This is a genomic window from Modestobacter sp. SYSU DS0904 (genome assembly GCF_054051115.1).
On sequence record NZ_JBJHAQ010000002.1, the window covers coordinates 195,672 to 217,854 of the forward strand.

Here is a 22,183-nt window from a genome sequence, read left to right on the forward strand (position 1 = left end):
TAGGGGCCCGGGCATGCCCACCTACCGAGTGCACGAGGCCGGCGTCCGGCACGCCCAGCAGCTCATCGACGCCGGGGAGTACGACGACAGCACCGAGTGGTCCGACGCCGCGCCGTCGACCGAGGAGCGCAACGCCGAGATCGAGGACGAGGGCCGGGAGGAGTGGAGCCGCTGGTACCTCGCCGAGGACACCGACGCCGGCGAGGGGACCAAGGGCCGGTTCCGGTTCCCCTACGGCGACTTCTCGACGGTCAACCGGGCGGCGCTGATCCACGCCGAGCAGCGGGCGTCGCAGAACGACCACGAGGAGATCCGCCGAGCGGCGAAGGACCTGCTCGACCGGCTGGACGCCAAGCGTTCCTGAGACAGCACGCCGACCCGGGACGGATGTCGTAGCCGCCGCTGCCGGCTCGATCCGCCCCGTGCGGCCACCGTCGGTGGCGCGCAGACTGCTGGGACGCCGGGGCACGGACGCCCGCGGCGCGACGGTCCGCGGGCGCACCGGCGCGGCCGCCGACGCCCGGCCCGGTGCGGGGAGCGCACATGAGAGCAACCGCCGCCGTCGTCGAGGCGCCGGACGCGCCGTTCGCCATCCGGGACGTCGAGCTGGACGAGCCCGGCCCGGGTGAGGTGCTGGTGCAGGTCACCGCGACCGGCTTCTGCCACACCGACGGGCTGGCCCGGGAGGGCCACATGCCGTTCCCGCTGCCCGGGGTGCTGGGGCACGAGGGCGCCGGGACCGTCGTCGCCGTCGGTGACGGGGTCACCAACGTGCGCGAGGGCCAGGCCGTCGTCATGGGCTGGCCGTGGTGCGGGCACTGCCGCAACTGCCTGGACGGTGAGCCGCGGTACTGCCTGAACCTGGGTGAGCTGTGCTTCAGCGGTCACCGGCCGGTGGGCACCTCCGGCGTGCGCGCCGCCGGCGGCGACCCGCTGGCCGGGGCGTTCTTCGGCCAGTCCTCGTTCGCCACCCACTCGCTGGCCACGGCGACCTCGCTGGTGCCGATCCCCGACGGCCTGCCGGTCGACCTCATGGGGCCGCTGGCCTGCGGGCTGGCGACCGGCGCCGGCGCGGTCTTCCACACCGCCCGCCCGATGCCCGGCTCCGCGCTGGTGGTCTACGGGGCCGGCACGGTGGGGCTGGCGGCGGTCATGGCCGCCCGCAACTCCGCGGCGACCACCATCATCGCCGTCGACCGGCACGAGTCCCGGCTGCAGTTGGCCCGCGAGCTGGGCGCCACCGAGGTGGTCAACGCCGGCGACACCGACCCCGTGCAGGCGATCGCCGACATCTGCGGCGGACCGGCCGACTTCGCCCTGGAGTGCACCGGCATCCTGCCGGTCGTCCGGCAGGCCATCGACTCGGTCGGGATGCGCGGGAAGGCCATCCTGATCGGCGGCGCGCCGGCCGGCGCGGAGTTCAGCGCCGACCACATGAGCACGCTGTGGGGCAAGTCGATCGTCGGCACCCTGGGCGGCAGCGGTCGCAGCGAGCCGCTGATCGGTGCGCTGATGGACCTGTACGCCACCGGCCGGTTCCCGATCGACCGGCTCGTGGAGCGGTTCCCGCTGGAGCGGATCGGCGACGCGATGGAGGCCTCCTACAGCGGCGCCGTCGTCAAGCCGGTCATCACCATGCCGCAGGGCTGAGCCGGGAGCCGGCGGGCGGTCGCACGGGCGGGATCCGTGCGACGTCCGCCGGCCACCCCTTCCCGGCCGGTCGGGCCTACCGTCACGTCCACGGACCCACAGCGCCGGAAGGGGAACGCACGTGCCACGGACCTTGGTGCTCGCCAACCAGACCCTGGGTGGGGAACGACTCCTCGCCGCGGTGCAGGAGCGGCTCGCCGCCGGACCGCACCAGTTCCACGTCGTCGTCCCCGCGACCCCGCTGCACGACCAGGACGGTGCGCTCGGTGGCGGCCCCTCGTCGGAGGAGCGGGCCTACGCGCTGGCCAGCCAGCGGCTGGACCGCGCGCTCACCCAGATCCGGGAGCTCGGCGGCGAGGCCGAGGGCGAGGTGGGCGACCCGGACGCGATGGAGTCGCTGCACCTGGCGCTGGGCCGCTTCCCCGCCGACGAGGTGATCGTGTCCACCCTGCCGCTGGGCATCTCCCGCTGGCTGCGCGGCAACCTGCCGGCCAAGATCGAGAAGGCCTCCGGTCTTCCGGTCGTCCACCTCGTCGACGACGGGCCGCGCGCGGGCTGACCGCCCCGACCGGAGTCGGGGCGGTCAGCTGCCGCTCAGCGGTGGACCGGCACCCGGGCGCTGCGCGGGGAGTCGCTGCGGGCGCCCAGCCGGTCCACCGGGCCGCTGACCTTCCGCGAGCCCTTGACCGAGGCGAACGACGTCTCGTAGCCGACCGTCGCCTGCGGGTCCAGGCGCGGGTCGACGGCCAGCCCCTTGTCCCCGTTGCTCTGGATGAACCAGAAGTCGGCCTGCACCCGCTCCGGCGTCACGTCCAGGACGACGAAGCCGTGCCCGATGCCCTCCAGGTAGCGCACCCAGGGGTTGGCGGCTTGGAAGGCGGCGGTGGTGGCGGTCGCGGCGGCGGCCGAGCCGACGGCCTCCTTGAACCCGTTGCTGGTCACCGACGGGCAGACGAACTCCACGCCCACCGAGTTGCCGTCGGCCGGGTAGCCGGCGAAGTCGACGGGCAGGTCGTTGGCCCACGAGGAGTGGATGTCGCCGGTGAGCACCACCGGGTCGGTGCCGGCGGCGGCCATCGCGTCGAGCACCGCACGCTGGTCGGCCTGGTAGCCGTCCCACTGGTCGGTGTTGAACACCGACTGGGGCACCACGCCGGTGCGGGGCACGGCGAACACCCGGGCGAACACCGTCTGGTTGCCCACCAGGTGCCAGTCGGTCCGCCCGGTGCGGATGCCCGTCGTGAGCCAGTCCAGCTGCGGCGGCTCGGGCAGGTGCCGGCGCGGGTCGGCCAGCGCCGGGTTGACCGCGCCGTCGACGGTGGCCGCCACCTGCTCGCTGCGGTTCTGCCGGGTGTCGATGACCGACAGCTCGGCCAGGTCGCCGAAGCGGAAGCGGCGGAAGAACTGCCGGCCCTTGCTCGCGTGCGGCTGCCAGATCGCGGGCTCGCGGATCGGCATCCACTCCAGGTACGCCTGGAAGGCCTTCGCCCGGCGGAACAGGAAGTCGCCCTCGGGACGGACGCCGTCGGGCTTGCCCGGCTCGGTGTAGGGGGTGGCCGGGTCGTCGTCCCGCTCGTGGTTCTCCGCACCGGAGTCGTAGGCGTCGTTGGTGATCTCGTGGTCGTCGAAGATCACGATCCACGGGTGCTGCTGGTGGGCCCGCTGCAGGTCCGGGTCGGTCTTGTAGAGCGCGTGCCGGATCCGGTAGTCCTCCAGCGTCACCATCTCGTGGACCGGCTCGTGGTCCCGGATGCCGATCAGCGCGTTCGGCCCGTACCGGTCGCCGGAGCCGGCCACCCCGGCCACCCGCGGGGCGTTGCCGTACTCGTAGAGGTAGTCGCCCAGGTGCAGCACGAAGTCCAGGTCGTCGCGGGCGGCGATCCCGCGGTAGGCGGTGAAGTACCCGCCGGTCCAGTTGCTGCAGGAGACGAACGCCATCCGCAGCGCGTGGGTCCGGCCGGGCTCGTCCGGAGCGGTCTGGGTGCGGCCGACCGGGGAGGTCTGCCCGGCGCAGGTGAACCGGTAGAAGTAGCGGGTGTAGGGGGTCAGCCGGTTCACCACGACCTTGACGGTGTGGTCGCGGCTGACGTCGGCGACGACGTTCCCGCTGCGCACGACCTCGGTGAAGGCCTCGTCGGCGGCGACCTCCCAGCGGACCGGGACGGCCGGCCCGCGACGGCTGCCGGGGAGCGACTCGGCGGTGGGCGTCACCCGGGTCCAGATCAGCAGCTCGGTGGCCGTGGGGTCACCGCTGGCGACGCCGAAGCCGAACACGCCGGAGCGGGCGGTCTCGGCGACGGCGGCGCGGGCGGCCTCGGGGGTGAGGCCGGCGAGGGTGAGGGCGGCCGCGGCGGCGGCGCCGCCCTTGAACACGGTGCGGCGGGACAGGGGTGCATCGAGGGGCATGCGGGCACTCTCGGTGACCGCAGCAACCACTCGACGGGCGCCGGGTGAACACCCGACGTCGCCCGGCCGACCGCCGGCCCGCCCGTCCGGCGTGTCGCCCGCCGTGTCGCCCTCGTGTCGCCGTCGTGGTCAGCGCGGCGGCAGCATCGACCCGGTCTCGACGTAGCGGGTGTGCCAGCTCAGCGCCTCGGCCGTCAGGTGCGGGGTGTGCATCCCGAAGGCGCCGCGCTCGGCCCGCTCCAGGTAGTCGGCCAGCATCGGCCGGTAGTCCGGGTGGGCGCAGCGGTCGATGACCAGCTGGGCGCGCCGCCGGGGGGAGAGCCCCCGCAGGTCGGCCAGGCCCTGCTCGGTGACCACGACCGCGACGTCGTGCTCGGTGTGGTCGACGTGGGACACCATCGGCACGATCGAGGAGATCGCCCCGCCCTTGGCCGTCGACGGGCTGACGAAGAACGAGACGTAGGAGTTGCGGGCGAAGTCGCCCGAGCCGCCGATCCCGTTCTGGATGCGGCTGCCCATCAGGTGGGTGGAGTTCACGTTGCCGTACAGGTCGGCCTCGATCATCCCGTTCATCGCCAGCACGCCCAGCCGCCGGATGATCTCGGGGTGGTTGCTGATCTCCTGCGGCCGCAGCAGGATCCGGTCACGGAACTCGTCCACGTGCGCGGTGAAGTCGGCGATCGCGGTCGGGCTCAGCGAGAACGCCGTCGCCGAGGCGAAGGACAGCGTGCCGGACCGGAGCAGGTCCAGCATGCCGTCCTGGATCACCTCGGTGTAGGCGGTCAGCTGCTCGAACCGGGACTCCTGCAGGCCGGCGAGCACGGCGTTGGCGACGTTCCCGACGCCGGACTGCAGCGGCAGCAGGTCCGCCGGCAGCCGGCCGCGGGACACCTCGTGCTCGAGGTACTCGATCAGGTGGCCGGCGATCGCCCGGGCCGTCTCGTCGGGCGCCGCGAACGGAGTGTTCCGGTCGGGGGCGTCGGTCTGCACGACCGCGACCACCTTGTCCGGGTCGACCCGCAGGTGCGGCACCCCGATCCGGTCACCGGGCCGGACCAGCTGCACCGGGCTGCGGTTCGGCGGCAGGGCGGTGCCGTAGTAGACGTCGTGCATCCCGGCCAGCCCGGCCGGCTGCCACGCGTTGACCTCCAGCACCACCCGCTCGGCCAGGTCCAGCCAGGTCTTGTTGTTCCCCACCGACGACGAGGGGACCAGCAGGCCGTCCTCGGTGATCGCGCTGACCTCGACCACGGCGACGTCCAGCGGCCCGAGGAACCCCTCCCAGGCCAGCTGCGCCACGTGCGAGAGGTGCACGTCGACGTACTCGGTCTCCCCGCGGTTGATCTTCTCCCGCAGCACCGGGTCGGACTGGTAGGGCAGCCGCAGGCCGATCCCGTCCGCGGCGGCCAGCGCACCGTCGACGTCCGGCGCGGTGGAGGCGCCGGTCCACAGGTCGACCTGGAACGGGTCGCCGGCGGCGTGCGCCTCGGTGATCCGGCGGGCCAGCACCCCGGGCACCGCCTTCGGGTGGCCGGCGCCGGTGAACCCGCTCATCCCGACGGTGTCGCCGGGCCGGATGGCGGCGGCGGCCTCCTCGGCCGGCACCACCTTCCGGGCCAGTCCGGCGTGCTGGATCCGTCCGGCGTCCATCCGACCTCCGCGCTCCGGTGGCCGCCGGTCCGCGGCCGTCGTCCGCCGACGCTACGGGCGGGACGTTGGTCCCGCCCGCTGCGGGCCCGGTGGCCCGGACGGCGGTTTCACCCGCGCGCCCGGGGGCAGGTGCAGGGCGCCCCGGTGCCCGTCCGGACCGCCCGAGCGCCCTGTGCCGAGCGCCGCCGTCCGGACCCGCACCCCAGCCGCGACGACGGGAGCCCCCCTCATGGCCATCGCCACCATCGACCCGACCACCGGGCAGACGCTGAAGACCTTCGACCCGCTGTCGGACGAGGCGCTGGAGGACAAGCTGGCCCGCGCCGCCGCGGCGGCCCGCAGCTACCGGCTGACCCCGGTCGAGGACCGGGTGCGCTGGCTGCGCGCGGCGGCGGACGCCCTGGACGCCGACGCCGACGACGTCGCCGAGCTGATGACCACCGAGATGGGCAAGACGCTCGCGGCGGCGAAGGCGGAGATCGGCAAGTGCGCCGCCGCGCTGCGCTGGTACGCCGAGCACGGCCCCGCCCTGCTCGAGCCCCAGCCCCGGGACGCCGACGCGGTGGGCGCCGAGCAGGCCTACGTGGTGCACCAGCCGATCGGCGTCGTGCTGGCGGTCATGCCGTGGAACTTCCCGCTCTGGCAGGCGATGCGGTTCGCCGCCCCGGCGCTGATGGCCGGCAACGTCGGGCTGCTCAAGCACGCCAGCAACGTGCCGCAGACCGCGCTCTACCTGGAGGAGCTGTTCCGCAAGGCCGGGTTCCCGGCCGACGTGTTCCAGACCCTGCTCATCGGGTCGGGCACCATCGAGCGGGTGCTGCGCGACGACCGGGTCGCCGCGGCCACGCTCACCGGCAGCGCCCCGGCCGGCCAGTCGGTGGCCTCGATCGCCGGCGACGCGCTGAAGAAGACCGTGCTGGAGCTGGGCGGCTCCGACCCGTTCATCGTGATGCCCTCGGCCGACCTGGACCGGGCCGCCGACGTCGCCGTCACCGCCCGCTGCCAGAACAACGGGCAGAGCTGCATCGCGGCCAAGCGGTTCTTCGTGCACCGCGACGTCGCCGAGGAGTTCACCCGGCTGTTCGCCGAGAAGCTCGCCGCGCTGCCGGTCGGTGACCCCCGCGACCCGGAGACCAAGGTCGGGCCGCTGGCCACCGAGTCCGGCCGGGACGACGTGGAGTCCTATGTCCGGGACGCGGTGGAGAAGGGGGCGACGGTCGTCGTCGGCGGGGAGCGGCCGGACCGGCCCGGCTGGTTCTACCCGCCGACCCTGCTCACCGGCATCACGCGGGAGATGAAGGTCTACGACGAGGAGGTGTTCGGTCCGGTGGCCGCGCTGTTCACCGTCGACAGCCTCGACGAGGCGATCGAGATCGCCAACAGCCACCCCTACGGGCTCGGCTCCAACCTGTGGAGCGAGGACGAGGGTGAGCGGGCGCAGTTCGTCCGCGACATCGCCGCCGGCATGGCGTTCGTCAACGGGATGACCACCAGCTACCCGGAGCTGCCCTTCGGCGGGGTGAAGCAGAGCGGCTACGGTCGCGAGCTCACCGAGCTCGGCATGCGTGAGTTCATGAACGCCAAGACCGTCTGGATCGGACCGCGCAGCGACCAGCAGGCCCAGGGCGACACCGCGACCGCCTCGGAGTAGCCCGCCCCTCGTTTCGCCGAAGTGGCCACTTGGGCGAAACGGTCGTGCCCCGCCTTCTCGCCATTGTGGCCACTTGGGCGAAAGGGTCGCGCCCCACCTTCTCGCAATTGTGGCCACTTGGGCGAGCCGGGGGAGAGATCAGGCCGGGCGGGGTGGGGCGCCGACGCCGGCGACGGCGCCGCGCAGGCACTCGGGCAGCACCGCCGCCCCGTCGTCGCGCACCCAGTCGACCAGCGCGGCGGTGCGCTCGGGGCTCTGCGTCTCTGACAGCCAGAGCGCCGGCCCGGCCGCGCGGGCGTCGGGCGCCCGCCGGGCCACACCCACCACCGACGCCCGGTCGCAGGCGCCGACGCAGTCCGCGGTCACCAGCACGGCTCCCGACGTCGACCGGACGGCGGCGGCCAGCTGCTGCATCCCGTCGCCGGTGCCGGCCAGCCGGCGCAGCGCCGCGCACCGGTGGTCGGTGCAGACCGCGACGAGCGGCCCCCCGCGGTCCGGGCTCACCGCAGGAGACCCCGTCGGGCGGCGGCCACCAGCCGGCGGGGGACCAGCCGCGCCTCGCCGTCGACCTGGATGCGCGCCAGCTGGACCGGCGTCGCCTTCCACTGCGACCGGCGGGAACGGGTGTTGGACCGCGACGTCCTCCGCTTCGGGACCGCCACCGGTCAGCCCTGCTTCCGGGCGCCGCGGGCGCGCGAGCCGTACCGCTGGTTGAACCGCTCGACCCGGCCGGCGGTGTCCATCACCCGCTGGTTGCCGGTCCAGAACGGGTGCGACGCCGCGCTGATGTCCACGGTCACCAGCGGCAGGATCTCGCCGTCCAACTCGATGGTCTGGCTGCTGGAGACGGTGGAGCGGGTGCGGTAGGTCGCCCCGCTGGCGGTGTCCCGGAAGACGACCGTGCGGTACTCGGGGTGGATGCCGTCCTTCATCAGGGGTGTTCCTCTCGGTCGCTGAGCTGCAGGTCTGCGGGCGAGGAGGCCTCGCAGGGGTCCTCGTGCCGCTCCCCGAAGGGGTCGGGCCAGGTGGCCCAGAGGTCGGGGCCGGCGGCCAGCTCCGCGTCGGTGAGCAGCGCGGCGAACAACGTGGTGGTGATCGCCATCGGGGACTGCCGGTGGGTGAGCACGACCAGCTGGACGTCGCGGTCGCCGAAGACCGGGTCCCAGCGCAGCGCGGCCGCCGCGGCCCGCTGCGGGTCGACCTGTGCCCACAGCTCCGGGTCCTCGCCGAGCGTGTCCAGCCACGGGCCGGCGTCCCCGACCCGCAGCCCACCGCCGGCGGACTCCAGCCAGACCGCCCGGTCGTGCTGGGTGGCCAGCCAGAGCCGGCCGCGGGTGCGGACGACCCCGTCCAGGAGCACGTCGAGGGCCTCGTGCAGCCGCTCGGGGTGGAACGGGCGGTCGGCGGCGAACCGCACCAGGCCGACACCGGCGTCCTCGTCCAGCGGCGGCTGACCGGCCAGCAGCGGGTCGTGCGGTGAGGAGACCCGGCCCCGGCGGGCGTCCCGGGGGAGCGCGGTGAGCAGCTCGTCGGGGTGGACGGCGCCCAGCGGGGCGCGCGGTGCCCCGGGCAGCAACCGGTCCAGGACGGCGTGCAGCCGGACCGCCGACCACGGGTCGGCCGGTTCCCCGGCGAGCAGCACGGCATCGGCGAAGCCGGTCTGGTCGACCGCGACCTGGGCCAGGGTGCGCTCGTCGTCCGCGGCGGCCGCGAGCCCGACGTCGGCGAGGCACTGGTCGCCGGTGGCGGCGTCGAACCAGGTGGCGGCGTCGAGCACGGCGAGCACCCCGGCGACCTGGACGTGGTCCCCGGCGGTCTCCGGTGCGCCCGCCGGTTCGTCGTCGAGGACGACGTTCCCGATCGACCAGCACAGGTGCTCGGGCGCCAGCGCCGGGTCCAGCTGGAGCACGACGCGGCTGACGTCGGCCCGCCTGCCCAGGGTGCGCAGCAGCGGCAGCAGGTCCAGCCGCAGCGTGCACGACAGGCAGCCGTGCGCCAGCTCGATCACGGCGGTGTGCTCGGTGATCCCACCGGGCCCGGACTCGCGCAACGTGCGGACGACGACGCCGGAGTCCAGCCGCGAGACGTCGTGGTGGACGGCGACGGTGCCCGGCCGGTCCAGCAGCGCAGTCGCGACCTGCGCGGTGAGGCCGGGGACCAGGCCGGTGACGAGCACCAGATCGGTGCGGGCTGCGGTCATGCCGACACCGTAACCGCAAACGGGAATCATTCCCAGTATGGTGTCGGCCGACGCGACGTCCCGACCCGAGGAGTTCCCATGTCCGACTGCTGCCAGCCCACCGGCTGCACCGCAGGACCCGCGCCGGTGGTCGACGCCTCCGCGCTGCTGCCCGGCGCCGTCGACCGCCGCAACCGGGCCGAGCGACGGCGTGATGCGGGGAAGGGCAAGCGCTGACGGCCCGCGCCCTCTGCTCGCCGTCCGCCGACTCCCGCCCCCGGTCTCGCCGAAGTGCCCACTTCGGCGAGTCGGTGGGGCGCGACCTTTTTGCCCGAGTGGCCACTTCGGCGAGTCGGTGGGGTGCGACCTTTTCGCCCGAGTGGCCACTTCGGCGAAACGGGGCGGGCGCGTCGGTCTTGGCAGGGGCATACCGGGTATGCATACTCCGTATCCATGTCCATCCGACACGGTCTGCTGGCGTTGCTGGAGCGCGGACCCAGCCACGGTTACCAGCTCCGCGCCCAGTTCGACTCGGCCACCGGGGCGACCTGGCCGCTGAACGTCGGGCAGGTCTACACGACCCTCGACCGCCTGGAGCGCGACGGCCTCGTCGACCAGGACGGGGCCCCGGACGGCGACGGGCGGATCGCCTACCGGATCACCGACGCCGGCCGGGCGGAGGTCCGCGCCTGGTTCGGCTCGCCCGTCGGGTCCAGGACCGCCCCCCGGGACGAGCTGGCGATCAAGCTGGCGCTGGCGGTCACCACCCCGGGCGTCGACGTGCTCGCCGTCGTGCAGACCCAGCGCTCCGCCACCATGGCCTCGCTCCAGGAGCTCACCCGGCTCAAGGCGCGTGAGGCCGCCGACGACCTCGCCTGGTCCCTGGTGCTGGACTCGCTGGTCTTCCGTGCCGAGGCCGAGATCCGCTGGCTCGACCACTGCGAGGCGCGGGTGGCCCGCGCTGCCGCACAGCGTCCGGTGGTCGCGCCCGCCGCCCCGGTGCCGACTCCCGAGGCGGTCCAGATCGGGAAGCGGGGACGGCGGTGAGCGCCCCGCTCCTGGAGCTCCGCGGGGTCACCCGCGAGCACCGGCAGGGCGACCTGTCGGTGCACGCCCTGCGCGGCGTGGACCTCTCCGTGGCACCCGGTGAGCTGGTCGCCGTCATGGGCGCCTCCGGCTCGGGCAAGTCCACGCTGCTGCACATCGCCGGCGGCCTGGACGTGCCCACCACCGGGCAGGTCCTCGTCGAGGGCCAGGACCTCACCAGCCTCTCCGCCGCCGCGCTGGCCGCCGTCCGCCGACGCAGCGTCGGCTACGTCTTCCAGGACCTCAACCTCATCCCCGCCCTGACGGCGGTGGAGAACGTCGCGCTGCCCCGGGAGCTGGACGGCGTCCGCGGCCGGCAGGCGCGGGCCGAGGCGCGCGCCGCGCTCGACGAGGTGGGCATCGGCGAGCTCGCCGACCGGTTCCCCGACGACATGTCCGGCGGGCAGCAGCAGCGGGTGGCGATCGCCCGCGCGCTGGTGGGGCCGCGCCGGCTGCTGCTGGCCGACGAGCCCACCGGCGCGCTGGACTCCGCGACCGGGGAGGAGGTGCTCCGCCTGCTGCGCGCCCGCTGCAGCGCCGGGGCGGCCGGCGTGCTGGTCACCCACGAGGCCCGGCACGCGGCCTGGGCCGACCGGGTGCTCTTCCTGCGCGACGGCGTCGTGGTCGACACCAGCGGCCCGGTCACCGGCGCGGAGTCGTTGCTCCCGGCGGGCGGCAGCGCGTGACCGCGTGGCTGGTGCACTGGCGGCTGGCGCTGCGCATCGCCCGGCGGGACGCGCTCCGCGCGCGCGGGCGCAGTGCGCTCGTGCTGCTGATGGTCGGCCTGCCGGTGCTCGCCATCGTGGGCGGGGACACGCTGTACCGGACGGCGGAGACCAGCGCCGTGGAGCAGCTGCCGACCACGCTCGGTGCCGCCGACGCCCGGATCGAGGGCGTCGCCCGCAGCCAGCTCTGGGCCGTCCTCCGGCGCCGCCCCCGCGGCGCCTCCGCACCCACCGAGCACGAGCGGCCCCGTGCAGGCGAGGGCGAGAGCGGCGAGTCGGTGGTGGCGCGGACGCGGGGCGGTGGGCATGCGTCGATGGTGGAGCTAATGACAATCATTGTCAAAAGACGTCGCCGTCCGGCCTCGCCGCGCCCCGGTGCCGGACCAGGCGGGCGGAGTTGACCGCGACCGCGACCGACGACGCGTTGTGCAGCACCGCCGCCAGCACGGGGGAGAGCGCGCCGCCGCCGGCGACCGCCAGCCCCACCCCGTTCACCGCGATGGACATGCCGTAGTTCTGCCGCACCACGCGCAGCGTCTGCCCGCCCAGCTCGCGCAGGTCCAGCAGGTGTCGCAGGTCGTCGCCGACCAGCGCCACGTCGGCGGTCTCCACCGCGACGTCGGTGCCGGAGACGCCCATCGCGATGCCGATGTCGGCGGCCGCCAGCGCGGGGGCGTCGTTGGTGCCGTCGCCGATCATCGCCACGGTGTGACCCTCGGCCTGCAGCGCCGCGACCACGTCCTGCTTGTGCTCGGGCAGCACCTCGGCCCGCCACTCGGTCACGCCGAGCTCGGCGGCGACGGCGGCGGCCGTGCTCTCGTGGTCGCCGGTGAGCATCACGATCCGCCGCACCCCGGTGGCCCGCAGCGTCTCCAGCACCTCCCGGGACTCCGGGCGCACCTCGTCGCGCAGGCTCACCAGGCCGACCAGCTCGCCGTCGACCGCGAGCAGCAGCGGGGTCTCCGCCGCGGTGCGCAGCCGGTCCAGCCAGGCCTGGGCGTCGTCCCCGACGGCCACCCCCTCGCTGGCCATCAGCGGCTCGCTGCCCAGCAGCAGCACCCGCCCGTCGGCCTGGGTGCGCATGCCCAGGCCGAGCAGCACCTCGCACTCCTCGTGCGGCGGGATGAACACGTGCCGCTCCTCGGTGGAGCGGATCACCGCCTGGGCCAGCGGGTGGCGGGAGTGCACCTCGGAGCTGGCGGCGTACCCGAGCACCTGCTCCGGGGTCCAGCCGTCGGCGAAGGAGACGACGTTGGTGACCACCGGCCGGCCGATGGTCAGGGTGCCGGTCTTGTCGAAGACCACGGCGTCCACCCGGCCGGCGGCCTCCAGGTGCGCGCCGCCCTTGATCAGCAGCCCGCGGGAGGCGCCGTTGCCGATCGCGGCGCTGACCGCGGTGGGGGTGGCGAGCCCGACCGCGCAGGGGCAGGCGACCAGCAGCATGGTCATCGCCCGGCGCACGTCCCGGGTGACCAGCCAGGTCAGCCCGGCCAGCGCGAACGAGGCGGGCACGAACCGGCGGGAGAAGTTCTCGCCCACCGTCTGGATCGGCGCCCGGTCGTCGCCGGCCTGCTCGACCCGGGCGATGATCCGGCCGATGGCGGTGTCCGACCCGGTGGCCGAGGCGCGCACCACGAGCCGGCCGCGCAGGTTCACCGAGCCGGCGTGCACCGTCGACCCGGCGGTGACCGAGACCGGCAGCGGCTCCCCGGTGATCGCGGCCTGGTCGACCACGCCGGTGCCCTCGACGACGACGCCGTCCACCGGCAGCGTCGCCTGGTCGTGCACGACCACCAGGTCGCCGACCCGCAGCCGGGCCAGGTCGACCTGCCGCTCGACGTCGGGCTCGCCGTCCTCACCGGGCACGATCACCCAGGCGGTGGTCTCGGTGCCGGCCAGCAGCGCGGAGATCGCCCGGCGGGTGCGGCGCAGGGTCACCGACTGCAGCCACTCGCCGATGTTGAGCAGCCACAGCACGGTCAGCGCGACCACGTTCTCCCGCAGCAGCAGGCTGGCCACGGTGGCGGCGGTGACCAGCGCGTCGGTGCCGGCGGACCGCTTGCCGGCCAGTGCGCCCGCGGCGCCCTTGACGAACGGGTAGCCGGTGAAGACGGTGACCACGGTGGCGAGGAACCGGCTGCGGCCGGTGAGCACCGGCGGGCGCCGCAGCCCGTAGCGGCGGAGGCCGAGCAGGGCCAGGGCGGCGCCGCCGACGGCGATCCGCACCAGCTCACCGTTGGCGACGTCGGCCGAACGCGGCGGCCGGGCCACCTCCGCGCGCGCCGGCAGCGCCACCGCCGAGGCGGCCACCCGCAGCACCTCGGCCCGCGGGTCGGCGTCGGGGTCGGCGTCGGGATCCAGCCAGACCAGCACCTGCCCGGTGACCGGGTAGGCGTGCGCGGTGCGGACGCCGTCCACCGCGTCGAGCAGGTCCTCCAGCGCGACCGCGCGTGCGGGCGCGCCGGTCAGCGCGGGGACGGCGAGCCGCAGCCGGCCACCGGCGTCGCTGACCAGCCGGACGGTGCCGGTCGCCGTCTCCACCGGTCAGTGCTGGTGGTCGTGGCCGCCGGAGCGGTCGGCCGGCGGGGGCACCTGCTCGCCGAGGTCGGCGTAGGCCTGGGCGCGCACGTCGCCGGCGGCCAGCCGGGCCTTCTCCACGCCCACCTCGGCCCGGCGCGCGCCGCGGATGCCCAGCTTGGTCGCCCCGACCGCCAGTCGCCGCGGCAGGCTGCCGGCCTCACCTCGCTCGGCGGCGCGGACCACGACCACGCCGACCACGCCGGTGAGCACCGTCCCCCCGGCCTTGCGGAGCAGGCGGGCGGCGCCCGCGGTGCGGTTCTTCGACGACGCGTCGGACACGGAGGTTCTCCTCGGGGGTCGGGGTGAGAGGCTGCTGCCCGGTACAAGCTAACGGGAACCGTTCCCGCATCGCGCGGTGTGGCGGGGAGGGGTCAGTGATCAGCGAACTGCTCCGGACGCCTCCGGCGCACCAGGCGCCGCAGCGCAGTCGAAGCGTACGTAGCGGCGACCTGCTCGGGCTCGGCGTGCTGGTGACCGTCCTCATCCACTTCGCCGCCCCCGGACTGCTGACCTCACCGGCGCTCCTCGCGTGGAGCACCGTGTTCGTCGCGATCTGCCTGCGGGCGCTGCCGTTCCTGGTGCTCGGCGTGCTGCTGTCCGCGGCGATCAGCACGCTGGTCCCCGCGTCGTTCCTCACCCGCGCGCTGCCGCGGCGGCCGGCGCTGGCGGTGCCGGTGGCCGGGGCGGCCGGGATGGTGCTGCCGGGGTGTGAGTGCGCGTCGGTGCCGGTCGCCGGCAGCCTGGTCGGCCGCGGCGTCCCGCAGGCCGCGGCGCTGGCGTTCCTGCTGCCGCCCCGGCGATCAACCCGGTGGTGCTGGTGGCCACCGCGGTCGCCTTCCCCGGGCAGCCGGAAATGGTCGCTGCTCGGTTCGCCGCCTCGCTGCTGGTGGCGGTGCTGATGGGCTGGCTGTGGACGGCGTTCGCCCGCCCCGGCTGGCTGCGGGCGCCCCGCAACGCGCCACCCGACCCCGGGGCCGGCCGCGGCGACGCGTTCCGCCGCGCGGCGCAGCACGACCTGGTGCACGCCGGTGGCTTCCTCGTCGTCGGCGGGCTGACCGCGGCCACCCTGAACACCCTCGTGCCGCGCGCCTGGCTGGAGACCGTGGCCGGGTCCGCCGTCCTCTCGGTGCTGGTGCTCGCGGCGCTGGCCGTGGTGCTGGCCATCTGCTCGGAGGCCGACGCGTTCGTCGCGGCCAGCCTCACCTCGTTCTCGCTCACCTCGCGGCTGGTCTTCCTCGTCGTCGGCCCGGCCGTGGACGTGAAGCTGGTGGCGCTGCAGGTGGGCACCTTCGGCCGGGGCTTCGCGCTGCGCTTCGCGCCGGCCACCCTGCTGGTCGCGGTCGCCGTGGCGCTCGGTGTCGCCGAGGTGCTGCTGTGAGCGCCCGCCCGGACCGGCCCACCCAGCAGGTCCTCCTGCTGCTGCTCGGCCTGGTCGTGCTGGTCGTCGCGCTCACCGACCAGCACCTGGCCTACGGGCGCGCCGGTTTCCAGCCCTTCCTCGCCGGGGCCGGGGTGCTGCTGGTCGCCGTCGGCGCGCTGGGGCTGCTGCGCGACCGGGGACGCCGCGCGGAGCACCCCGGGCCGGGCGTGGGCTGGTTGCTGGCCGCGCCGGTCGCCGTGCTGGTGGTCGTCGCCCCGCCCGCGCTGGCGCCTTCTCGGTGGACCGGCTGGCGCCCACCCCGGTCGCGGTGGCGACCGCGCCGGCCACCGGGATGGCCCGGACGACCCCGGGACCGACCACCGCACCATGACGCTGCTGCAGTACACGATCTGGTCGCAGGCCGACCCGGCGGCGCTGGCCGAGCGCCGGGTGCGGCTGGTCGGCTTCGTCGTGCCCCGCGACGACGGCGGGCGGGACGACGGCACCTGGGACATCGCCCGGCTGTCGATCAACTGCTGCGCCGCCGACGCCACGGCGCTGCGGGTGCACGTGGTCGGGGGTCCGCCCGGGCTGGTCGCCGACCAGTGGGTGGAGGTCGTCGGCACGGCGGGCCGCCGGGATCCCGGCGGCCCGCCGGTGCTGCGCGCCGCCTCGGTGGAACCGATCCCCGCACCGGCCGAGCCCTACGGCTGACCCCCCGTCCTCGCCGAAGTGGCCACTCGGGCGAGACGGTCGTGGGCAACACACTCGCCGAAGTGGCCACTCGGGCGAGACGGTCGTGGGCAACACACTCGCGAAGTGGCCACTCGGGCGAGACGGTCGTGGGCAACACACTCGCCGAAGTGGCCACCTCGGCGCCGGACGGGGTCGGGACGTCAGGCGTTCCAGTGCCCCGGCCGGGGCAGCTCCGCCGGGACGACGGTGGCGCCGTCGCCCCGCGCGGCGGTCAGCTGCGGCACGGTGAGGAAGAGGGCACCGGTCAGGTCGGCACCCCGCAGGTCCGCGGCCCGCAGGTCGGCGCCGAGCAGGTCGGCCTGCCGGAGGTCGGCCCCGCGCAGGTCGGCGCCGATCAGGTAGGCCCCGCGCAGCGACGCGCCCCGCAGCCGGGTGCGGCGGAGGTCCCGGCCGAGCAGGTCCGCGCCCGCCCGGTCCCTGCCCCGCCCGGGCACGGCCGCGCGCACCTGCTCGCTCACCCGGCCGAGCAGCGCGCCGGCGGCGGCCCGCACGCCGGGGACGTCGACGTCCGCGAACCCCGGCGCAGGCGTGCTGGTCAGCGTCTCGACCCGGGCACGCAGCGCCACGACGTCGGCGTGCAGCGGGCCGGCCGGCACCAGCAGCGCGGCCTCCACCAGGTACCAGAGCACCTCGGTGAGCTGCCGCATCACCGGGAGGACGGCGAACACCTCGGCGGTCGTCGCCGGGTCCGCCCGCCAGTCGCGGCCCGCGCCGGTCAGCGCGGTCACCCGCTGGCCGGCGCCGAAGCAGTCGAAGACGACACAACCGGGCATGCCCCGATCGCGCAGCTGGGCGTGGATGCCGCAGCGGGTGTCGGCCCGCAGGTGCCGGCAGGGCGTGCCGGCCGGTTTGTCGAAGGCGAAGTCGGCCGAGGCGGTGAACGCCGGCGCGACGCAGCAGAGCGCCACGCACCGGTCGCAGTCGGCGCGGAGGTCGGCGCGCAGCTCGGCCAGCCCGGGCGTGGGGGACAGGGGCACGGGCGGGCCCTCCGGAGGATCGGGGACGGCCGGAACGACCGCCCCGGGCAGCGTAGGTGGCCGGGTCGGGCACGGCAGATGGTGACTCCGATCACACCAGGCGACGGCGCGCGCCCCGGCCCCGGATCACCGTTGAGCACTGCTGCCGGAGGCGGGAACCTCGCCGCGCCACAGGAGTTGCACGGCAGCTCCACAGCAGATCCGGAGGACGCGATGAGGCGTTTCAGCAGGACCGCGGCGGCACTCGCCGGGGCAGCGCTCGTGGTGGTGCCGGCGACGGCAGCCCAGGCGGGTGGCGGGCACGGCGGTGGGCACGGGGGCGGGCACGGCGGGGGGCACGGCGGCCACGGGGACGACGCCGTCACCACCGTCGCCGAGGGGCTGGACGGCCCCCGGCAGGTCAGCGGGTACCGCGGCGACCGGCTCGTCGTCGCCGAGTCCGACAGCGGCGAGGTGTCCTCGGTGGACCTGGACGACGGGGAGGTGCGGACGCTGCTGTCCGGGCTGTTCCAGCCGCAGGGCGTCGACTACTCCCGCGGCAAGCTGTACGTCGCCGTCGGGGAGGAGCCTCCGCCGCCGCCCGAGGGCGAGGGCCCGCCGCCGCCACCCGAGGGTGAGGGGCCCCCGCCGTCGCCGTTCCCGCCCCCGCCGCCGGACGCCGCCCGCTCCGCGCTGCTGGTCGCGACCCCCCACGGGGAGATCCTGGCGACCATCGACCTGCTGGCGTACGAACTGGCGGAGAACCCCGACGGTCAGGTCCAGTTCGTCGACGGGCGGCCGGTGGACGCCCTCTCCAACCCCTACGCGGTGCTGGCCCAGAAGAAGCGGGTGCTGGTTGCCGACGCCGGGGCGAACGCCGTGCTGTCGGTGGACCGGCGCACCGGTGAGGTGAGCACCTTCTTCGTGCCGCCGGTGATCTCACCGGAGGAGGTGCCGGGCTGTGCCGAGGTGGAGAACGCCCCCGGGACCACCGGCTGCGACCCGGTGCCCACCGGTCTCGCCGAGGGGCCGCACGGGAAGGTCTACGTGAGCACGCTGGGCGCCGAGGTGCCCGGCGCCGGGCGGGTCTACGTGCTCGACCGGCACGGTGAGGTGGTCGACGTCATCGAGGACCTGCCCGGCCTGACCGGGGTGGCCGTCGACCACCACGGCACGGTCTACGCCTCGGACCTCTTCGAGGGAGCCCCGGAAGGGGAGGAGCCCCCGGCGGACTTCGACCCGGCGACGGTGGGGCAGGTCCTCCGGATCGACCGGGACGGCAGCCGCAGCGCCACCCAGGTCACCATGCCCACCGGCCTGGTGGTCGACGACGGCGAGCTGTACGCCTCGGCCTGGAGCGTCGCGGCCTTCCTGGGCCTGCCGCCCGGCTCCGGACAGGTCGTCCGGGTGGGCGCCGACACGTTCACCCCGGCCGGCTGACCGGAGGGCGGGGCCGTGCCCAGTGCGGGTGCGGCCCCGCCGTCCGGCAGCGCCCGGGGTCGGCCGATGCGCCCGGGATCAGCCGATGCGGCAGGCGCAGCCGCGGTCCAGTGCCCCAGCGGCGGTGGCCCGGCAGAACCGGGCTCCGATCGGGTCGTGGGCGTCCATCGGGTGGGCGCAGGCGGGGCAGCCGAGCTCCTCGCCGGACCGGACGGCGGGGGCCAGCAGGGCGGGAACGGCGGGCGGGAGGTACACGGGTGCGGTCATGGCAGGAGCCTGACTCCGCCGACGGCGCGGCGGTGGTGCCCCGGGAGGGGATCGCCGTCCCGGACGGTTGTCCTGGACCGGCGAGGTGACCGTGCGCCCGACGCTACGCCCGGTGCGCGGCCCGGGCCGGCCCGCAGAGCCGGACCGGCGGCGCGCGCCCCGGGGGAAGACCACGTCGGCGCGGCCGATCGGGCGTAGCGTCTGCGGTCTGGAGCCGACGGTTCCCGATGAGGGAGTGGTCATGGTCGACAAGAACGCGTCCAAGAAGTCCGGCAGCAGCATCAAGGAGAAGCGGGCCGCCAAGAAGGCGGCCGAGGAGAGCACCTCCGGCATGGAGAAGCTCACGCACGGCAAGAAGTGAGCCCCCGCCCCGCCCCGTAGCCGGCGGCGGGGCGGATCAGGCCCGCCGCCGGGCGACCAGCTCGCGCAGGACGGCGACCACCAGTTCGTGGTCGGCGACCTGCGGCAGCCCGGACACCACGACGACGCCGACCGGGCCGACGTCGCGCACCAGCACCGGGAACGCCCCGCCGTGGGCCACGTACTGCTGCGGGTCCAGCCCGAACTCCTCCTCGAACGTCGTCCCGGCCTCGCGGGAGCGCTGGCCGACGTAGAGCGAGCTGTGCCCGAAGCGGTGCACGGTGGCGGCCTTGCGCGCGATCCAGGCGTCGTTGTCCGGGTGCGCCCCGGTCATCGCGGCGTGGAAGAGCTGGTGGCCGTTGCGGCTGACGTCCACCGCGACCGGCAGGTGCTCGGCGCGTGCCCGGGTGACCAGGGCGAGGCCGAGCTCCCAGGCGTCGTCGTTGCTGAACCGGGTGAACTGCAGCTCCTGCTCCTCGGCGAGCAGCTGGGCGCAGGAGGGGAAGGCGTCGGCCATGGGTCGTTCCTACCCGACGCCCGGGGGCGCCGGCTGCGTGGGTGGTCACCCGGCCGGTGCCGTCAGGAAGCCGGTGTCGTCAGCCGGCGGTGTGGTCAGCCGGCGGTGTGGTCAGCCCGCCAGGGTCGTCGCCAGCAGCAGCACGCCCGAGGCGGCGCACAGCGCCAGCGCCAGTCGCCGGACGACGTCGATGCCCAGCCGGCGCCGGACCGGCCGGGCGAGCAGGTACCCCACGATCACGAACGGCAGCAGGGCGACCCCGCTCAGGGCCGCCCGTCCGGTGAGCTCGCCGCCGGTGGCCAGCAGCGCGAGCGACACCACCGACGTGACCACGAAGAACAGCGCGAGGTTCGCCCGCTGGGCCGCCGCACCGGGTGGCCGGTAGGTCACCACCATCGGCGGCCCGGGCGCCGCGGCCACGGTGGAGAGCACGCCCGCGGTCAGGCCGGCCCACCGCAGCGCCCGCGGCCCCGAGGGCAGCTGCAGGCCCACCGCGGAGACGGCGCAGGCGAGCAGGACCAGGGCCCCGATCGTCAGCGCGAGGACCGTGTCGTCCACCGCCCGCAGCAGCAGCACGCCGCCCAGCGCGCCGGGGATGCTCGCCAGCGCGGCTCCCCGGAGCACGCGCGGCTCCCACGCTGCGCGTTCGGACCACGCGACGGTCACGGTGACGAGGAGCCCGACCAGCAGGAGCGGACCGGGCACGAGGTCGGGCCGGATGAGCAGGACCAGCGGCCCGGCCACGATGCCGAACCCGACACCCGCGGTCGCCTGGGCCACCGTGGCCACCACGACGACCAGGCCGCTGAGCAGCCAGACGGTCACGTCCCGGCCCCCGCGCTCAGACCTCGGTCACGTCGAAGGTGCGGGTGGGGTTGACGTACTCGTCCTGGGCGGCCACCAGGAGGATCTCGCGCGAGCCGGCGTCGGCGGTGCGCTGGAGCAGCCCGAACACGGAGGCCGCAGCCCGGCCCAGCGACTCGGCGGCCGAGCGGGTCTCCAGCCAGTGGGCGAGGAAGAGCGCGGCGATCGCGTCGCCGGCGCCGTTCACCGAGACGCCGAGCCGGGGGGTGCGCACCCGGAAGTGCTGCCCGCCCGCCGAGGCGAGCAGGTCGACGGCGTCGTCGGGGGTGTCCTCGGCGACGAGCGAGGTGGTCAGCACCACGCGGGGGCCCAGCGCCTGCACGGCGGTCACCGCGTCCTTGACCGAGGCAAGCGACCGGGTCTCGGACTGGGCGAGCAGGTCCAGCTCGTAGTGGTTGGGCGTGACGATGTCCGCGGCCGGGACGGCGACCTCGCGCAGGAACTCCGGGATGCCCGGCCGGACGAAGACGCCGCGCCCGACGTCACCGATGACCGGGTCGCAGCACCAGATCGCGTCGGGGTTGGCGGCCCGGACCTTGGCGACCGAGCCGAGCACGGCGTGCCCGATGTCGGCCGACCCCAGGTAGCCCGAGAGCACCGCGTCGCAGCTGCCCAGCACGCCGCGGTCCTCGATGCCCTGCACCACCTCGTCGACGGCCTGCCCGTCGAAGAGCCGGCCGGTCCAGGCGCCGTAGCCGGTGTGGTTGGAGAACTGGACGGTGTGCACCGGCCAGACCTCGATGCCCAGCCGTTGCAGCGGGAAGACCGCCGAGGCGTTGCCGGCGTGGCCGTACGCCACGTGCGACTGGATGGACAGCACGTTCACCATGCCCAGCTCACCATGGGGCAACGTTCGCACACGGGCCACGGGGCGGGTCAGCCGCGCGGCTGGACCTCCGCCATCGGGCCCCAGCCGGCGAGGTCGGCGGAGTCGACGTACATGATCGACGGGGTGCCGGCGACCCAGTCGGGCATCTCGCCGATCGCCTTCCGGAAGTGCGCGGAGGAGGTGTGCGTGGCGCCGGCCTCCGCGTCGGTGAAGCCCTCCACGAGCACGTAGCTGGCCGGCTCGTCGACGCTGCGCGACCACTCGAACATGACGTTGCCGGGCTCGGCGCGCACCGCGGCGGTGAACTCGGCGACCAGCTCGGGCCAGCGGTCGGCGAGCTCGGGGCGGACGGGGAACTTCACGACGATCAGGATCACCGGCCCAGGCTAGCCAGCGGGTCGGTCGCCCGCCGCGTCGTCCCGGGCGGCCGAGAGCCGCTCGAAGACCGCGGCCAGCGCGGTCTGCTCCTCGGGGCCGAGCAGGTCGACGAAGTGCGCGCGGACGGTGCGCACGTGCCCCGGCGCGGCGCGGGTGAGCGCCGCCCGGCCGTCGGCGGTGAGGTGGACCATCGTGCCGCGGGCGTCGTCCGGGCACTGGCCGCGGGTGAGCAGGCCGCGCTTCTCCATCCGGCGCAGCTGGTGGGCCAGCCGGCTGGAGTCCCAGCCGATCTCCCGGCCGAGCTCCCGGGCCCGCACCGCGTCCTCGGGCGCCTCGGACAGCGAGGCGAGCACCGCGTACTCCGCGGTGGAGAGCCCCTCGGCGGTCAGCTGCTGGTCGACGGCGACGTCCACCGCGCGGCCCAGCGCCAGGAAGGCCCGCCACACCCGCTCCTCGCGCTCGTCCAGCCACGCCACGTCGTCCATGGCGCGAGGGTAACCGGCGCTTGCCTGACGTGTCAGGAAAAACG

Annotated in this window: 25 protein-coding genes and 1 pseudogene; 11 read left to right on the forward strand and 15 right to left on the reverse strand. The window is 75.3% G+C overall.

All coding sequences use genetic code 11. The features are described from left to right. Positions 1-13: 13 nt before the first annotated feature. From ACI79U_RS02150 to ACI79U_RS02160, 3 genes are all read left to right on the forward strand, one after another. Positions 14-364 (forward strand): hypothetical protein, encoded by a 351-nt coding sequence (locus ACI79U_RS02150; RefSeq protein WP_457064623.1) that lies wholly within the window; start codon positions 14-16, stop codon positions 362-364. A 179-nt stretch (positions 365-543) separates the two neighbouring features. Then, the gene (locus ACI79U_RS02155; protein WP_457064625.1) at positions 544-1,650 is read left to right on the forward strand and encodes an NAD(P)-dependent alcohol dehydrogenase; all 1,107 of its coding nucleotides are present in this window, start codon (positions 544-546) and stop codon (positions 1,648-1,650) included. A 121-nt stretch (positions 1,651-1,771) separates the two neighbouring features. Further along, positions 1,772-2,209, forward strand: a complete 438-nt coding sequence (locus ACI79U_RS02160) for a hypothetical protein (protein ID WP_457064627.1) — start codon at positions 1,772-1,774, stop codon at positions 2,207-2,209. Between the two features lie 35 nt (positions 2,210-2,244). On the opposite strand, the gene ACI79U_RS02165 is transcribed toward ACI79U_RS02160, so the two are convergent. Continuing rightward, a complete protein-coding gene (locus tag ACI79U_RS02165; RefSeq protein WP_457064629.1) occupies positions 2,245-4,056 on the reverse strand; it encodes an alkaline phosphatase D family protein in 1,812 nt (603 codons plus the stop codon). Between the two features lie 129 nt (positions 4,057-4,185). Then, positions 4,186-5,706, reverse strand: coding sequence for an acetyl-CoA hydrolase/transferase family protein (locus ACI79U_RS02170; RefSeq protein ID WP_457064631.1), 1,521 nt, complete (start codon positions 5,704-5,706; stop codon positions 4,186-4,188). Between the two features lie 229 nt (positions 5,707-5,935). On the opposite strand from ACI79U_RS02170, the gene ACI79U_RS02175 reads away from it, so the two are divergent. Next, positions 5,936-7,357 (forward strand): NADP-dependent succinic semialdehyde dehydrogenase, encoded by a 1,422-nt coding sequence (locus tag ACI79U_RS02175; RefSeq protein ID WP_457064633.1) that lies wholly within the window; start codon positions 5,936-5,938, stop codon positions 7,355-7,357. 138 nt (positions 7,358-7,495) lie between these two features. Here ACI79U_RS02175 and ACI79U_RS02180 read toward each other — a convergent pair whose 3' ends face one another. From ACI79U_RS02180 to mrf, 4 genes are read right to left on the reverse strand one after another with little or no spacing between them, the layout of a single operon-like run. Next, positions 7,496-7,861, reverse strand: a complete 366-nt coding sequence (locus ACI79U_RS02180; protein ID WP_457064635.1) for a hypothetical protein — start codon at positions 7,859-7,861, stop codon at positions 7,496-7,498. Further along, a complete protein-coding gene (gene rpmF, locus ACI79U_RS02185; protein ID WP_457064637.1) occupies positions 7,858-8,019 on the reverse strand; it encodes a 50S ribosomal protein L32 in 162 nt (53 codons plus the stop codon). The genes ACI79U_RS02180 and rpmF overlap by 4 nt, the downstream gene beginning before the upstream one ends. A 3-nt stretch (positions 8,020-8,022) precedes the next feature. After that, positions 8,023-8,289 (reverse strand): type B 50S ribosomal protein L31, encoded by a 267-nt coding sequence (locus tag ACI79U_RS02190; RefSeq protein WP_457064639.1) that lies wholly within the window; start codon positions 8,287-8,289, stop codon positions 8,023-8,025. Further along, entirely contained in the window at positions 8,289-9,557 is a 1,269-nt protein-coding gene (gene mrf, locus ACI79U_RS02195) for a ribosome hibernation factor-recruiting GTPase MRF (protein ID WP_457064641.1), read from the reverse strand. The genes ACI79U_RS02190 and mrf overlap by 1 nt, the downstream gene beginning before the upstream one ends. A 78-nt stretch (positions 9,558-9,635) precedes the next feature. On the opposite strand from mrf, the gene ACI79U_RS02200 reads away from it, so the two are divergent. From ACI79U_RS02200 to ACI79U_RS02215, 4 genes are all read left to right on the forward strand, one after another. Beyond that, positions 9,636-9,773, forward strand: a complete 138-nt coding sequence (locus ACI79U_RS02200) for a hypothetical protein (protein WP_457064643.1) — start codon at positions 9,636-9,638, stop codon at positions 9,771-9,773. Positions 9,774-9,989: 216 nt separating this feature from the next. Beyond that, positions 9,990-10,583 (forward strand): PadR family transcriptional regulator, encoded by a 594-nt coding sequence (locus ACI79U_RS02205; protein WP_457064645.1) that lies wholly within the window; start codon positions 9,990-9,992, stop codon positions 10,581-10,583. Further along, entirely contained in the window at positions 10,580-11,308 is a 729-nt protein-coding gene (locus tag ACI79U_RS02210; RefSeq protein ID WP_457064647.1) for an ABC transporter ATP-binding protein, read from the forward strand. The genes ACI79U_RS02205 and ACI79U_RS02210 overlap by 4 nt, the downstream gene beginning before the upstream one ends. Beyond that, the gene (locus tag ACI79U_RS02215) at positions 11,305-11,748 is read left to right on the forward strand and encodes a hypothetical protein (protein ID WP_457064649.1); all 444 of its coding nucleotides are present in this window, start codon (positions 11,305-11,307) and stop codon (positions 11,746-11,748) included. Before ACI79U_RS02210 ends, ACI79U_RS02215 begins: the two co-directional genes overlap by 4 nt. Here ACI79U_RS02215 and ACI79U_RS02220 read toward each other — a convergent pair. Both ACI79U_RS02220 and ACI79U_RS02225 read right to left on the reverse strand, forming a co-directional pair. Beyond that, entirely contained in the window at positions 11,687-13,888 is a 2,202-nt protein-coding gene (locus ACI79U_RS02220) for a heavy metal translocating P-type ATPase (protein ID WP_457064651.1), read from the reverse strand. The two genes, ACI79U_RS02215 and ACI79U_RS02220, sit on opposite strands and share 62 nt — an antisense overlap. Before the next feature lie 3 nt (positions 13,889-13,891). Next, positions 13,892-14,206, reverse strand: coding sequence for a DUF1490 family protein (locus ACI79U_RS02225; protein WP_457064653.1), 315 nt, complete (start codon positions 14,204-14,206; stop codon positions 13,892-13,894). Between the two features lie 308 nt (positions 14,207-14,514). On the opposite strand from ACI79U_RS02225, the pseudogene ACI79U_RS02230 reads away from it, so the two are divergent. Further along, positions 14,515-15,305, forward strand: a pseudogene (locus tag ACI79U_RS02230) (permease). Positions 15,306-15,674: 369 nt separating this feature from the next. Continuing rightward, positions 15,675-16,001, forward strand: a complete 327-nt coding sequence (locus ACI79U_RS02235; RefSeq protein ID WP_457064655.1) for a TIGR03943 family putative permease subunit — start codon at positions 15,675-15,677, stop codon at positions 15,999-16,001. Between the two features lie 182 nt (positions 16,002-16,183). Here ACI79U_RS02235 and ACI79U_RS02240 read toward each other — a convergent pair whose 3' ends face one another. After that, on the reverse strand, positions 16,184-17,020 hold the full coding sequence (locus ACI79U_RS02240) for a pentapeptide repeat-containing protein (protein ID WP_457064657.1): 837 nt from the start codon (positions 17,018-17,020) through the stop codon (positions 16,184-16,186). 213 nt (positions 17,021-17,233) lie between these two features. On the opposite strand from ACI79U_RS02240, the gene ACI79U_RS02245 reads away from it, so the two are divergent. Next, positions 17,234-18,439, forward strand: a complete 1,206-nt coding sequence (locus tag ACI79U_RS02245) for a ScyD/ScyE family protein (protein ID WP_457064659.1) — start codon at positions 17,234-17,236, stop codon at positions 18,437-18,439. 78 nt (positions 18,440-18,517) lie between these two features. On the opposite strand, the gene ACI79U_RS02250 is transcribed toward ACI79U_RS02245, so the two are convergent. The 6 genes from ACI79U_RS02250 to ACI79U_RS02275 form a co-directional block, all read right to left on the reverse strand. Next, on the reverse strand, positions 18,518-18,706 hold the full coding sequence (locus ACI79U_RS02250; RefSeq protein WP_457064661.1) for an RGCVC family protein: 189 nt from the start codon (positions 18,704-18,706) through the stop codon (positions 18,518-18,520). Between the two features lie 397 nt (positions 18,707-19,103). Further along, entirely contained in the window at positions 19,104-19,583 is a 480-nt protein-coding gene (locus ACI79U_RS02255; RefSeq protein ID WP_457064663.1) for a heme-degrading domain-containing protein, read from the reverse strand. A 111-nt stretch (positions 19,584-19,694) separates the two neighbouring features. Then, on the reverse strand, positions 19,695-20,408 hold the full coding sequence (locus tag ACI79U_RS02260; RefSeq protein WP_457064665.1) for a TSUP family transporter: 714 nt from the start codon (positions 20,406-20,408) through the stop codon (positions 19,695-19,697). Positions 20,409-20,424: 16 nt separating this feature from the next. Further along, positions 20,425-21,276: a pyridoxal kinase PdxY gene (gene pdxY, locus ACI79U_RS02265; RefSeq protein ID WP_457064667.1), complete on the reverse strand. Its 852-nt coding sequence runs from the start codon at positions 21,274-21,276 to the stop codon at positions 20,425-20,427. A gap of 47 nt (positions 21,277-21,323) precedes the next feature. Next, positions 21,324-21,653, reverse strand: a complete 330-nt coding sequence (locus ACI79U_RS02270) for a putative quinol monooxygenase (protein WP_457064669.1) — start codon at positions 21,651-21,653, stop codon at positions 21,324-21,326. Positions 21,654-21,662: 9 nt separating this feature from the next. Continuing rightward, positions 21,663-22,139, reverse strand: coding sequence for a MarR family winged helix-turn-helix transcriptional regulator (locus ACI79U_RS02275; RefSeq protein WP_457064671.1), 477 nt, complete (start codon positions 22,137-22,139; stop codon positions 21,663-21,665). Positions 22,140-22,183 lie beyond the last annotated feature (44 nt).